This is a genomic window from Pseudomonas sp. HMSC057H01, from assembly GCF_001836405.1.
Classification (GTDB): domain Bacteria; phylum Pseudomonadota; class Gammaproteobacteria; order Pseudomonadales; family Pseudomonadaceae; genus Pseudomonas; species Pseudomonas aeruginosa.
Genome location: NZ_KV828387.1, coordinates 1 through 12,928, shown reverse-complemented (window position 1 = coordinate 12,928; position 12,928 = coordinate 1). Strand labels below are relative to the sequence as shown.

General features: G+C 65.5%; 10 protein-coding genes. 3 read left to right on the top strand and 7 right to left on the bottom strand.

The features are described 5' to 3' along the window. Positions 1-158 precede the first annotated feature (158 nt). The 3 genes from phoB to HMPREF2581_RS03140 all read left to right on the top strand — a co-directional run bounded on the left by phoB (position 159) and on the right by HMPREF2581_RS03140 (position 3,695). Entirely contained in the window at positions 159-848 is a 690-nt protein-coding gene (phoB, locus tag HMPREF2581_RS03150) for a phosphate regulon transcriptional regulator PhoB (protein ID WP_003096653.1), read from the top strand. Between the two features lie 72 nt (positions 849-920). Beyond that, a complete protein-coding gene (phoR, locus tag HMPREF2581_RS03145) occupies positions 921-2,252 on the top strand; it encodes a phosphate regulon sensor histidine kinase PhoR (protein WP_003136283.1) in 1,332 nt (443 codons plus the stop codon). 102 nt (positions 2,253-2,354) lie between these two features. Beyond that, complete coding sequence (locus tag HMPREF2581_RS03140) at positions 2,355-3,695, top strand: hemolysin family protein (RefSeq protein ID WP_003096655.1); 1,341 nt, start codon at positions 2,355-2,357, stop codon at positions 3,693-3,695. Positions 3,696-3,729: 34 nt separating this feature from the next. On the opposite strand, the gene HMPREF2581_RS03135 is transcribed toward HMPREF2581_RS03140, so the two are convergent. The 7 genes from HMPREF2581_RS03135 to pstS form a co-directional block, all read right to left on the bottom strand. Continuing rightward, entirely contained in the window at positions 3,730-4,629 is a 900-nt protein-coding gene (locus HMPREF2581_RS03135) for a peptidoglycan DD-metalloendopeptidase family protein (RefSeq protein ID WP_003142029.1), read from the bottom strand. Positions 4,630-4,745: 116 nt separating this feature from the next. After that, positions 4,746-5,648, bottom strand: a complete 903-nt coding sequence (locus tag HMPREF2581_RS03130; protein ID WP_003096657.1) for a response regulator — start codon at positions 5,646-5,648, stop codon at positions 4,746-4,748. Positions 5,649-5,766: 118 nt separating this feature from the next. Continuing rightward, complete coding sequence (gene phoU / locus HMPREF2581_RS03125) at positions 5,767-6,495, bottom strand: phosphate signaling complex protein PhoU (protein ID WP_003142030.1); 729 nt, start codon at positions 6,493-6,495, stop codon at positions 5,767-5,769. A 95-nt stretch (positions 6,496-6,590) separates the two neighbouring features. Beyond that, positions 6,591-7,424 (bottom strand): phosphate ABC transporter ATP-binding protein PstB, encoded by an 834-nt coding sequence (gene pstB / locus HMPREF2581_RS03120; RefSeq protein WP_003096663.1) that lies wholly within the window; start codon positions 7,422-7,424, stop codon positions 6,591-6,593. Positions 7,425-7,439: 15 nt separating this feature from the next. Then, entirely contained in the window at positions 7,440-9,116 is a 1,677-nt protein-coding gene (gene pstA, locus HMPREF2581_RS03115; protein WP_003096667.1) for a phosphate ABC transporter permease PstA, read from the bottom strand. A gap of 19 nt (positions 9,117-9,135) precedes the next feature. Next, positions 9,136-11,169 carry an ABC transporter permease subunit gene (locus HMPREF2581_RS03110; protein ID WP_003123734.1) on the bottom strand — a complete coding sequence of 678 codons (2,034 nt, stop codon included), beginning with the start codon at positions 11,167-11,169 and terminating at the stop codon, positions 9,136-9,138. A 422-nt stretch (positions 11,170-11,591) separates the two neighbouring features. After that, positions 11,592-12,563 (bottom strand): phosphate ABC transporter substrate-binding protein PstS, encoded by a 972-nt coding sequence (pstS, locus tag HMPREF2581_RS03105; protein ID WP_003096673.1) that lies wholly within the window; start codon positions 12,561-12,563, stop codon positions 11,592-11,594. Positions 12,564-12,928 lie beyond the last annotated feature (365 nt).

The following is a 12,928-nucleotide window of genomic DNA, read 5'->3' as shown; positions in this document are numbered from 1 at the left end:
CTTCAGGTGGAGCGTTCGCCGCCCGCAGGGACGGCACCGGAACCTGTTGAGCATAGCCCCGCTGCGGGCAGTCGGCGGAAACTACGCCGTTGTGTCACATACCTGACACAATTTCGTTATCTAATGCGGCGCAAGACAGATCGACCCGAGGCAAGACCATGGTTGGCAAGACAATCCTCATCGTTGATGACGAAGCACCGATTCGCGAGATGATCGCCGTGGCCCTGGAGATGGCCGGCTACGAGTGCCTGGAGGCGGAAAATACCCAGCAGGCGCACGCGGTGATCGTCGACCGCAAGCCGGACCTGATCCTGCTCGACTGGATGCTCCCCGGCACTTCCGGCATCGAACTGGCGCGACGCCTGAAGCGTGACGAACTGACCGTCGACATCCCGATCATCATGCTCACCGCCAAGGGCGAGGAGGACAACAAGATCCAGGGCCTGGAGGTCGGTGCCGACGACTACATCACCAAGCCGTTCTCGCCCCGCGAGCTGGTCGCCCGCCTGAAGGCCGTGCTGCGCCGCACCGGGCCTGGCGACAGCGAGGCGCCGATCGAGGTCGGCGGCCTGCTGCTGGACCCGATCAGCCACCGCGTGACCATCGACGGCAAGCCGGCCGAGATGGGCCCCACCGAGTACCGCCTGCTGCAGTTCTTCATGACTCACCAGGAACGCGCCTATACCCGCGGCCAACTGCTCGACCAGGTCTGGGGCGGCAACGTCTATGTCGAGGAGCGCACCGTCGACGTGCATATCCGCCGCCTGCGCAAGGCGCTCGGCGAGGTCTACGAAAATCTGGTTCAGACTGTCCGCGGGACCGGCTATCGTTTCTCCACCAAGAGCTGACCCCGCGCCCGGCCGCCCGGCGGCCGGAGTCGTTTCCCCTGGACGGTCCGTGACGGACCGCCACTGGACAGGATGCAATCCGTCGTGAACCAAGACTGGCGTGGAGCGCTGATCCGCCACCTGCTTCTCGTGCTGGCCGCCAGCCTCGTGCTCGGCGTGGTCAGCGGCCATTACGGCTGGGCCCTGGCCCTCGGCCTGGCTCTCTACCTCGGCTGGACCCTCTGGCAGCTACTGCGCCTGCACCAGTGGCTGCGCAACCACCAGCCAGACGAGCCACCGCCGGACAGCTACGGCCTCTGGGGCGAAGTCTTCGACAATATCTACCACCTGCAACGCCGCAACCAGCGCGCCCGTGGCCGCCTGCAGGCGGTGATCGACCGGATCCAGGAGTCCACCGCGGCCCTGCGTGACGCGGTGATCATGCTCGACAGCGACGGCAACCTGGAATGGTGGAACCTCGCCGCGGAAAACCTGCTCGGCCTGAAGACCCCGCAGGACGGTGGCCAGCCGGTGAGCAACCTGATCCGCCATCCGCGCTTCAAGGAATACTTCGACCAGGAGGATTACCGCGAGCCGCTGGAAATCCCCTCGCCGATCAACGAGCGCCTGCGCCTGCAATTCCACATCACCCTCTACGGCAACCGCGAGCACCTGATGCTGGTCCGCGACGTCACCCGCGTCCACCAGCTGGAGCAGATGCGCAAGGACTTCGTGGCCAACGTCTCCCACGAGCTGCGCACGCCGCTGACGGTGATCGCCGGCTACCTGGAGACCCTCCTCGACAACGTCGAGGATGTGAACCCGCGCTGGCTGCGCGCCCTGCAACAGATGCAGCAGCAGGCCGGACGCATGCAGAACCTGCTCAACGACCTGCTCCTGCTGGCCAAGCTGGAGGCCACCGAATACCCCGGCGACAACAAGCCGGTGGCGGTGGACGCTCTCCTCGCCAGCATCCGCAACGACGCCCAGGCCCTGTCCGCCGGGCGCAACCACCGCATCAGCCTGGACGCCACACCCGCGGTGCAGCTCAAGGGCAGCGAGGCGGAACTGCGCAGCGCCTTCTCCAACCTGGTATTCAACGCGGTGAAGTACACCCCCGACGAGGGCGAGATCCGCATCCGCTGGTGGGCCGACGAACAGGGCGCGCACCTGTCGGTGCAGGACACCGGTATCGGCGTCGATCCCAAGCACCTGCCGCGCCTGACCGAGCGCTTCTACCGGGTGGACTCCAGCCGCGCCTCCAACACCGGCGGCACCGGCCTCGGCCTGGCCATCGTCAAGCACGTGCTGATCCGCCACCGCGCGCGCCTGGAAATCAGCAGCGTGCCCGGCAAGGGCAGCACCTTCACCTGCCATTTCGCCCCGGCACAGGTCGCCGAGGCCGAGCGCAAGGCGTCGAAGTGAGCCTCGTCGCGGTGCCGCGCCGCCGGCGTCGGCACGGCCAAGGCTTGCAAGCGACGACACAGCCCCTCATTCTTAAGGGCCTTTTGGCTACCGCACACCCCCATGGACCCTTCTCCTAGTACCAGCATCGCCACCTATTTCGCCGATGCCGGCCTGATCCTCTTTGCGCTTTTCCTCGTCCTGCTCAACGGCTTCTTCGTCGCCGCCGAGTTCGCCATGGTCAAGCTCCGCGCCACCCGCGTGGAAACCATCGCCAAGCAGCACGGCTGGCGCGGCGCCATCCTGCGCAAGGTACACAACCAGCTGGACGCCTACCTGTCCGCCTGCCAGTTGGGCATCACCCTGGCCTCCCTGGGCCTGGGCTGGGTCGGCGAGCCGGCCTTCGCCGAACTCCTGGAACCGCTGCTGGCGATGATCGGCGTGCATTCCGACGAACTGATCCGCGGGATCTCCTTCTTCACCGCGTTCTTCATCATTTCCTACCTGCACATCGTGGTCGGCGAGCTGGCGCCCAAGTCCTGGGCGATCCGCAAGCCGGAACTGCTGTCGCTGTGGACGGCGGTGCCGCTGTACCTCTTCTACTGGCTGATGTACCCGGCGATCTGGCTGCTCAACGCCAGCGCCAACGCCATCCTCAAGATCGCCGGCCAGGGCGAGCCCGGCCCGCACCACGAGCATCACTACAGCCGCGACGAACTGAAGCTGATTCTCCACTCCAGCCGCGCCCAGGACCCCAGCGACCAGGGCATGCGCGTGCTGGCCTCGGCGGTGGAGCTGGGCGAGCTGGAGGTGGTCGACTGGGCCAACTCCCGCGAAGACCTGGTCTACCTCGAGCACGACGCGCCGCTGGCGGACATCCTCGCGGTGATCCGCCGCCACAAGTACAGCCGCTACCCGGTCTGGGACAGCCACAAGGGCGAGTTCATCGGCCTGCTGCACATCAAGGACCTGCTGCTGGCACTGTCCGCCCTGGACAGCCTGCCGGAGACCTTCGACCTCGACGAACTGGTGCGCCCGCTGGAGATCGTCACCAAGCACACCCCGCTGTCGCGCCTGCTGGAGCAGTTCCGCAAGGGCGGCGCGCACTTCGCCGTGGTGGAAGAGGCCGATCACAAGGTGGTCGGCTTCCTGACCATGGAGGACGTGCTGGAAGTGCTGGTCGGCGACATCCAGGACGAACACCGCAAGACCGAGCGCGGCATCCTCGCCTACCAGCCGGGCAAGCTGCTGGTGCGCGGCGACACACCGCTGTTCAAGCTCGAGCGCCTGCTCGGCATCGACCTCGATCATGTCGAGGCGGACACTCTCGCCGGGCTGGTCTACGACACCCTGAAGCGGGTGCCGGAGGAAGAGGAAGTCCTCGACACCGAGGGCCTGCGGATCATCGTGAAGAAGATGCGCGGTCCGAAGATCGTCCTGGCCAAGGTGGTCAAGCTCGACTGAGACGAGCCGGCGCCGCCACGGCGCCGGCGACTTTTCAAGGCTCGCGGACGATGGCGAAGTTCGGCAGGCTGTCGACCGGCTGGGCGAAGTCGTAGGGAATCGACTCCAGCGCCAGGCCGACGTTGCGCTGGATCACGAAGTGCAGGTGCGGCCCGCTGCTGTTGCCGGTGTTGCCGGAGCGCGCCAGCGGCGTGCCGACCTGGACCCGCTGGCCCTCGGCGACCAGCACCGAGTGGCGCATCAGGTGCAGGTAGACGCCCATGGTGCCGTCGTCGTGCAGGATGCGGACGAAGTTGCCCGAGGGATTGTTGCCGCGCCCACTCTGGTTGTTCTCGATCTTCACCACGGTGCCGCCGCGGGCGGCGATGATCGGCGTGCCCTCGGGCATGGCGATGTCCATCGCGTAGCGGCCCTTGGGGGTGAAGTGGCTGTACTTGCCATTGGCGCCCTGGGACAGGCGGAACGGCCCGCCGCGCCAGGGCAGCGGATAGCGATAGAGCAGCGGCTGCTGGCGCGGGTCGCCGAGCGCATAGCGCAGCTTCGGCGTGTAGCTCATCGGCTTGCCGGCCTTGCGCGGCGCCAGGGTCGCCAGGCGCATCTGGCTGCGCGCCGGGACCACCCAGCGAATCGGCCCGTCGGGCACCCCGACGGCATTGCGCGGGTTGCGGATCCGCAACTCGACCTCGACCGGCGCGTAGAGGTCGTTGCGCACCTGCAGGGTCTCGCCACCCGCGTGCTTCTTCGTCTCCAGCTTCACTTCCCGTTCCAGGTGCTCGACCATCCGGTCGCGGAAGACGAACACCTGCGCCCCGGCCACGGCGCGGTCGGAGTAGGTCACCACGCCATTGGCGTCGGTGTACTTGTAGATGGTCAGGGCCGCAGCCGGAGCTGCCGCGGCGAACAGGCCACAGAGAAGGAGAAGGCGCCCTAGCATGACTGCACGGATCGTGTCGTTCTGGTTATCCCGAATCGGCAAGACTAGCAGCGCTTTATTGCCAGGGCGAGACGACAGCGAGCGGGCTGTGAACGGATCGTCGGGAAAAAAACCGCTCAGGCGCCGGGAACGTAGTGCTTCTGGGTACTTCCGCGGGCGATCAGGCGCGACAGGTAGTCGAGCTTCTGCGGGTCGCGGTCGACGAAACGCAGGGTCAGCAGCAGCCAATCGCTATCCGGCTTCGGCTCCAGCGCGGCGATGGCGTGCAGGTAGCCGTTCAGGCGCGCCACGTCGCTGTTTTCCTCGAGGTCCAGCACCGCGCTTTCCAGCACCTGCGGCAGCGGGTCGGCGCGCTTCACCACCAGTTGCGCTTCCTTCAGGCTGACCGCCTTGATCACGCAGGGCATGCTGCTCTGCGGCAGGCGCAATTGCGCCTGGCCCAGCGGGTTGCCGCTGCCGGCGGGACGCGCGCTGGCCTGGGGAGCCGAAGCCGGCTTCGGGGCGGGGGCCGGTTTTGCCGGACTGGCGGCGGGCTTGATCACCTCGGCGCGACCGCCGGTCAGAGCGGCCAGCGAATCGTTGGCCATGCCGCTGGCGATCTCCCGGCGCGGCGCGTGGGCCGCCAGGGCTTCCAGCTTGCCGCTGCGGCTCAGGGCCTTCTTGATCTTGGCCACCAGCTGGTCATTGGAGAATGGCTTGCCGATGTAGTCCGACACCCCGGCCTGGATCGCCTGGACCACGTTCTCCTTGTCGCCGCGACTGGTGACCATGATGAACGGGGTAGTCTTGAGGTTTTCCTGGGCACGGCACCAGGTCAGCAGTTCGAGGCCGGACATCTCCGGCATCTCCCAGTCGCAGAGGATCAGGTCGACGTTCTGCCGACTGAGCAGTTGCTGGGCCTTGCGGCCGTTCACGGCCTCCTCGATATGAAGGCCGGGGAAGTTGTCGCGCAACCCTTTCTTCATCAGATCTCGGATGAAGGGGGCGTCATCCACCACTAGCGCGCTGACTTTGCTCATCGACTTCTCCTGGACAGGTTCGCCTAGGATAGCCTCCCCTGCTGGCAGGATGCCAAGCCTTGCTGCAGTCGCGCGAAGAAACAAGGCTCCAGGTCAAGGGAGCCTTGCCTGCGGAAGATCACTCGCCGCGGTTGTTCTCGACCTCTTCCTTCATGCGGGTCAGGCCGATGTGACGAACGTCGGTGCCGCGAACCAGGTAGATCACCAGCTCGGCGATGTTGCGCGCATGGTCGCCGATGCGCTCCAGCGAGCGCAGGGCCCAGATGATGTTGAGCACGCGGGATATCGCCCGCGGGTCTTCCATCATGTAGGTGACCAGCTCGCGGAGGGCGGTCTTGTATTCGCGATCGACGGTCTTGTCGTACTGTGCCACGGACAGCGCCAGGTCGGCATCGAAGCGGGCAAAGGCGTCCAGTGCCTCCTGCACCATCCTCTGCACTTGGCTGCCGATGTGCCGAACCTCGACGTAGCCGCGCGGCGACTCGCCTTCCTCGCACAGCTGGATGGCGCGGCGGGCGACCTTGGAGGCCTCGTCGCCGATCCGCTCGAGGTCGATCACCGACTTCGAGATGCTGATGATCAGGCGCAGGTCGGAGGCCGCCGGCTGACGCCGGGCGAGGATACGCACGCACTCCTCGTCGATGTTGCGCTCCATCTGGTTGATCTGGTCGTCGATCTCGCGGACCTGCTGGGCGAGGCCGGAGTCGGCATCGATCAGCGCGTTGACCGCGTCGTTGACCTGCTTTTCCACCAGCCCGCCCATGGCCAGGAGGTGGCTGCGCACATCCTCCAGCTCGGCGTTGAACTGCTGGGAGATGTGATGGGTGAGACTGTCTTTGTTGATCATGTGGGGAATCCTTCTGGAGCCGCTGCGACCGGTGACATCAACGAGCTACGGAGAGCGCCGGAGGCAGCGGTATCGCCGCGCCTCCGGACGCGCCGCTAGCCGTAGCGGCCGGTGATGTAGTCTTCGGTCTGCTTCTTCGCCGGGTTGGTGAACAGCGTATCGGTGTCGCCGAACTCGATCAGCTTGCCCATGTACATGAACGCCGTATAGTCGGAAACCCGCGCGGCCTGCTGCATGTTGTGGGTAACGATGACGATGGTGAACTTCGACTTCAACTCGTAGATCAGCTCTTCGATCTTCAGCGTGGAGATCGGGTCCAGCGCCGAGCACGGCTCGTCGAGCAGCAGCACTTCCGGTTCCACCGCGATGGTCCGGGCGATCACCAGGCGCTGCTGCTGGCCACCGGACAGGCCGAGGGCGGACTCGTGCAGGCGATCCTTCACCTCCTCCCACAGCGCAGCCCCCTTCAGCGCCCACTCGACGGCCTCGTCAAGTACGCGCTTCTTGTTGATGCCCTGGATACGCAGGCCGTAGACCACGTTCTCGTAGATGCTCTTGGGGAACGGGTTGGGCTTCTGGAACACCATGCCGACGCGACGGCGCAGCTCGGCGACGTCGACGCCCTTGGCGAAGATGTTGTGGCCATCGAGGCGGATCTCGCCTTCGACGCGGCAGCCGTCCACCAGGTCGTTCATCCGGTTGAAGCAGCGCAGCAGGGTCGACTTGCCGCAGCCGGACGGGCCGATGAAGGCGGTCACGCGCTGCTTCGGAATGTTCATCCGGACGTCGAACAGGGCCTGCTTGGCGCCGTAGAACAGGTTCAGCCCGGGCACTTCCAGTTCGACACTTTCGGAAGCCAGGTCGAGGCTCTGGCGGTCGCGGCCGAGCGCATCGAAGTTGATGCCGTGGCTGGCGGTCTCGTTTTGCATGGGAAGCTCCCTCAATCAGTTTTCCAGGGCCTTGTACTTCTCGCGCAGGCGATTGCGGATCGCGATGGCGGAGAAGTTCAGCAGGGCGATCACCACGACCAGCAGCAACGCCGTAGCGTATACCAGCGGCCGTGCGGCCTCGACGTTGGGGCTCTGGAAACCGACGTCGTAGATATGGAAACCGAGGTGCATGATCTTCTGGTCGAGATGCACGTACGGATAGTTACCGTCGACCGGCAGCGACGGTGCCAGTTTCACCACGCCGACCAGCATCAGCGGCGCCACTTCGCCGGCGGCACGAGCCACGGCGAGGATCAGGCCGGTCATCATCGCCGGGCTGGCCATCGGCAGGACGATCTTCCACAGCGTTTCCGCCTTGGTCGCGCCGAGCGCCAGGGAGCCTTCGCGGACCGCGCGCGGAATCCGCGCCAGGCCTTCCTCGGTGGCGACGATCACCACCGGCACGGCGAGGATCGCCAGGGTCAGCGAGGCCCAGAACAGTCCGGGGGTACCGAAGGTCGGCGCCGGCAGGGCCTCGGGGAAGAACAGCCGGTCGATGGAACCGCCCAGCACGTAGACGAAGAAGCCCAGGCCGAACACGCCGTAGACGATCGCCGGTACGCCGGCGAGGTTGTTCACGGCGATGCGGATCACCCGGGTCAGCGGCCCCTGCTTGGCGTACTCGCGCAGGTAGACCGCAGCGATCACGCCGAACGGGGTGACGATCAGCGCCATCACCAGGGTCATCATCACGGTGCCGAAGATCGCCGGGAAGATACCGCCCTCGGTATTGGCCTCGCGCGGATCGTCGCTGAGGAACTCCCAGAGCTTCTTGAAGTACACCGTCATCTTGGTGCCCAGGCCCATGGCGTTGGGCTGGTAGGCATGCACCAGCTTGCCAAGGGTGATTTCGCTCTCGCGGCCGCTGGCGTCGCGCATTACCACGCTGTCGCGGTTGAACTCCTGGTGCAGGCCGTTGAGCTGCTCTTCCAGGACCTTGTAGCGCGCCTGCAACTCGCTGCGCTCGGCGGCCAGGTCGGCCTGGGCGGCGGCGTCCAGCTTGCCGTCCAACTGCAACTTGCGCTCTTTCAGGCGCAGGCGCTCGAGACCGTGGTTGATCCCGCCGATGTCGCCCTTCTCCAGCTTGTAGAGCTTGGCGTAGAGGTCATCCACCCGCTGCATGCGCTTCTGCAGTTCGCCTACCGCGGCGTCGCCTTCGGCGACCACCTGGCCGTTCTCCTTGACGCTCAGCAGGTAGCCGTAGAAGTTGCCCCACTCGCGGCGTTCGAGAACCATCAGCGCTTCGGGACGCTTGATGTCCTGCAGCCACTCGCCGACGACCCAGGAGAAATCGCTGCCGTAAAGCTCGCGGTTGCCCAGCTTGAGCAGCTCGCGGGTCATGAATTCGGGGCCGGCCTCCGGGACCGGCATGCCGGCGCTGCGCAGGCGCGCGCGCGGCACTTCCTCGGCCTGGACCACCTCGCCGATCACGGTCTTGGCGGCTTCGCCAGGGATCTGGTAAGTCGCCTCGATGACGTTCGCCGGCCAGAAGTGGCCGAGGCCGCGTACCGCGATCACCGCCAGCAGGCCGATGGTCATGATCACCGCGATCGACACCGCGCCGGCGTTCATCCACACCCAGGGCGAGCCGCTGCCGAACCAGGCTTTGACGGTTTCCTGTTTCTGTTTCACAGAGCTATACCTCCGCCGCTTACAACGACGCGTATTTCTTGCGCAGACGCTGACGGATCAGCTCTGCCAGGGTGTTCATCACGAAGGTGAACGTCAGCAGTACCAGCGCCGAGAGGAACAGCACGCGGTAGTGGCTGCCGCCGACCTCCGACTCGGGCATCTCCACCGCGACGTTGGCTGCCAGGGTGCGCATGCCTTCGAAGATGTTCAGTTCCATCACCGGGGTATTGCCGGTCGCCATCAGCACGATCATGGTCTCGCCGACGGCGCGGCCCATGCCGATCATCAGCGCCGAGAAGATGCCTGGGCTGGCGGTCAGGATCACCACGCGGGTCAGCGTCTGCCAGGGCGTGGCGCCCAGGGCCAGGGAGCCGTAGGTAAGGCTGCGCGGCACGCTGAAGATGGCGTCTTCGGCGATCGAGAAGATATTCGGGATCACCGCGAAGCCCATTGCCAGCCCGACGATCAGGGCATTTCGCTGGTCGTAGGTGATGCCCAGGTCGTGGCTCAACCAGAGGCGCATGTCGCCGCCGAAGAAGGTGGTCTCCAGGTGCGGGCTCAGCCACAGGGCGAAGGCGCCGACGGCGAGCACCACCGGGATCAGCAGCGCGGCTTCCCAGCCGGCCGGCAGGCTCAGGCGGATACGCTCGGGCAGGCGGCTCCAGAGCAGGCCGGCGAGAAGGATGCCCAGCGGCGTCAGCAACAGCAGGCTGAATACCCCCGGCAGGTGGCCTTCGACGTAGGGTGCCAGGAACAGGCCGGCGAAGAAGCCGAGGATCACCGTCGGCAGCGCCTCCATCAGCTCGATCACCGGCTTGACCTTGCGGCGCATCGCCGGAGCCATGAAATAGGCGGTGTAGACGGCGGCCGCGATGGCCAGCGGAGCTGCCAGGATCATCGCGTAGAAGGCGGCCTTGAGCGTGCCGAAGGTCAGCGGCGAGAGGCTCAGCTTCGGTTCGAAGTCGGTGGTCGCGGCGGTGGACTGCCAGACGTAGGCCGGCTTGTCGTAGCTCTCGTACCAGACCTTGCCCCAGAGCGCGCTCCAGGAGATTTCCGGGTGCGGGTTGCTCAGGGCGAAGCGGTGGATCTTGCCACCCTGCTCCAGCAGCAGGCGGTTGGCCCGCGGCGACAGGGTGATGACCCCGGAAGAGTCGGCGACCGGCTGGACCAGCAGGGTACGGTGCGCCGTGCTGTGGAAGACGCCGAGGTTGCCCTTCTCGTCCAGGGCGATGAAGCCCTTGCGCCGTTGTTCCGGAGCGATGGCGCTGATCGGCGCGCCATCCAGGTTGAAGTCGCGAACGTGCGACAGGCGCGGTTCGCCGTCGGTATCGCGAGCCATGAACCACTGGGCGATGCCACCCTTGGAATCGCCCACCAGCAGCGAGATGCCGCCCAACAGCTGGGTGCTCGCGGTGACCTCGGCGTTGGGGTCTTCCAGCAGCTTGTAGCGACCGTTCAACTGGCGGCTGTGCAGGTCGAACACATCGGCGGTGGCACGTCCGTTGATCACGTACAGCCACTGCTTGCGCGGGTCGAGGTAGATGGCTTTCACCGGTTCGGCGATCTGCGGGAGTTCGATGCGCTCCTCGTCCAGCGTGCTTTCGCCGGTCAGCATGTTCTCTTCGCGAGTCATGCTCAACAGCAGCAGTTGCTTGTCGACGGAGCCAGCCAGCAGCAGGCTGTCGTCGCCGGCATTGATGCTCACATGCTCCAGCGGGCGGCCCTGCGGATCGAGACCGATCGGGGTCTCGCCGTAGGGGAAGGCGATCTCCGGGGTGATGGTCTTCTTGTTGTCCGGGTAGGTGACCTTGTAGGTGTGCTGGAACACCAGCACCTGTCCGTTGGACAGGCCCAGGGCGACCGTCGGGCTGCCCGGCTGGTCTTGGGCGATCGAGCGGATCTCGCTGCCCGCCGGAAGCGGCAGAGCGACACGCTTCAGTTCGACGCCGGTCTTGGCGTTGAAGAAGAGGATCTCGCCCTGGCCGCCAACGCGCATGGCCACCTGGTTCTGCTCCTCGATGCTGAGCAGCAGGGGCACCTGCGCCTGCTGCATCCAGGCCGGAGTCAGCGCTTCGCGGGTCTCCAGGTCGGCGCCGCGGAACAGCGGGAGCACGACGTAGGCCAGGTAGAAGAAGATCAGGGTGATCGCCGCCAGCACGGCCAGGCCGCCGACCAGCACGTACCAGCGGGTCAGGCGGTCCTTGAGGGCACGGATGCGGCGCTTGCGTTGCAGGGCTGGCGTATTGAAGTCAATCCGCTCGGGAGCAAGGGAGGAGTTCATCGGGGAGTTGGCCATGTCGTTCATGGGGTGACACCCTAAAGGCTCTGTATGACAGACAGATGACAGCAACATGACGCAACAAAGCCCGCCAGCAGAGCCTCGCTGGCGGGAAAGGCCGGCGGGTCCTAGCGCCCGCCGGCAGAGCCTTCATGCCTGGACGGCCCATCGCTGGGCCATCCGCTCAAGTCACTGGATTACAGGCCCAGTTCCTTGATCGCCTTCTCGGCCACCTTGGCCGGCAGCGGGATGTAGCCGTCCTTGACCACGACCTGCTGGCCGGTCTTGGACAGGACCAGCTTGAGGAACTGAGCCTCCAGCGGATCCAGCGGCTTGTTCGGTGCCTTGTTCACGTAGACGTAGAGGAAGCGCGACAGCGGGTAGGTGCCGTTCAGGGCGTTCTGCTCGTTGTCCTCGACGAAGGCAGCGCCTTCCTTCTTGGCCAGGGCCACGGTCTTCACGCTGGCGGTCTTGTAGCCGATACCGGAGTAGCCGATGCCGTTCAGCGACTGGCTGACCGACTGCACCACGGAAGCCGAACCCGGCTGCTCGTTGACGTTCGGACGGAAGTCGCCTTTGCACAGGGCTTCTTCCTTGAAGTAGCCGTAGGTGCCGGAAACCGAGTTGCGGCCGAACAGTTGCACCGGCTTCTTCGCCCAGTCACCGGTCAGGCCCAGGTCGCCCCAGGTCTTCACGTCCTGCTTGCTGCCGCACAGGCGGGTAGCGGAGAAGATCGCATCGACCTGCTGCATGGTCAGGCCTTTGATCGGGTTGTCCTTGTGCACGAAGATCGCCAGGGCGTCGACAGCGACCGGGACGGCGGTCGGCTTATAGCCGTACTTCTGCTCGAAAGCCTGCAGCTCGACGTCCTTCATCTTGCGGCTCATCGGGCCCAGGTTGGCGGTGCCTTCGGTCAGGGCCGGCGGCGCGGTAGAAGAGCCGGCAGCCTGGATCTGGATGTTCACGTTCGGATAGAGGCGCTTGTACTCCTCGGCCCACATGGTCATCAGGTTGGCCAGAGTGTCGGAGCCGACGCTCGACAGGTTGCCCGACACACCGCTGGCTTTCTGATATTCCGGCAGCGCCGGGTCGATCGCGGCTACCGCGGAAGCGGCGCCTACGCCTGCGGCGACGAACGTCAGGGCCGCCATCAAACGCTTGAGTTTCATGCCTTGCTCCTTGGACAGGATGGGGTTGGATGGAACGGGGGCCAGTATCGTCAGGCCGCATGAAGACTCTATGAAAGGAATGTGACAGTTGGATGAAATGCCATCAGCCTTCCGACATTTTTCCGCAAGCCTTGGGAGAAGCCCTGCCACACCCCTAAAAGCCTGGAAACACAAGGGCTCCAGCCTTTCACGGAGGGGCCCGGGAGGCCCTCTGGAGCGCGTTTTCGATCCGCCTGGGGGAGGTAGCCGTCCATCCGTTTCATGCAGGATGGGTAGTTTCCAGGGCAATTGTGACAGTCGCCGCCGGCATTCGCAGTCGAGAAAAGAAGCGAGGAAGCACGCCTTTTTCCGCGCGCAAAAGCAAA

Bases quoted from the DNA above. Each gene is read 5' to 3' on its own strand.
- phoB (WP_003096653.1), top strand. From the start codon at position 159: ATGGTTGGCAAGACAATCCTCATCGTTGATGACGAAGCACCGATTCGC.
- phoR (WP_003136283.1), top strand. From the start codon at position 921: ATGCAATCCGTCGTGAACCAAGACTGGCGTGGAGCGCTGATCCGCCAC.
- HMPREF2581_RS03140 (WP_003096655.1), top strand. From the start codon at position 2,355: ATGGACCCTTCTCCTAGTACCAGCATCGCCACCTATTTCGCCGATGCC.
- HMPREF2581_RS03135 (WP_003142029.1), bottom strand. From the start codon at position 4,629: ATGCTAGGGCGCCTTCTCCTTCTCTGTGGCCTGTTCGCCGCGGCAGCT.
- HMPREF2581_RS03130 (WP_003096657.1), bottom strand. From the start codon at position 5,648: ATGAGCAAAGTCAGCGCGCTAGTGGTGGATGACGCCCCCTTCATCCGA.
- phoU (WP_003142030.1), bottom strand. From the start codon at position 6,495: ATGATCAACAAAGACAGTCTCACCCATCACATCTCCCAGCAGTTCAAC.
- pstB (WP_003096663.1), bottom strand. From the start codon at position 7,424: ATGCAAAACGAGACCGCCAGCCACGGCATCAACTTCGATGCGCTCGGC.
- HMPREF2581_RS03110 (WP_003123734.1), bottom strand. From the start codon at position 11,169: ATGCAGCAGGCGCAGGTGCCCCTGCTGCTCAGCATCGAGGAGCAGAAC.
- pstS (WP_003096673.1), bottom strand. From the start codon at position 12,563: ATGAAACTCAAGCGTTTGATGGCGGCCCTGACGTTCGTCGCCGCAGGC.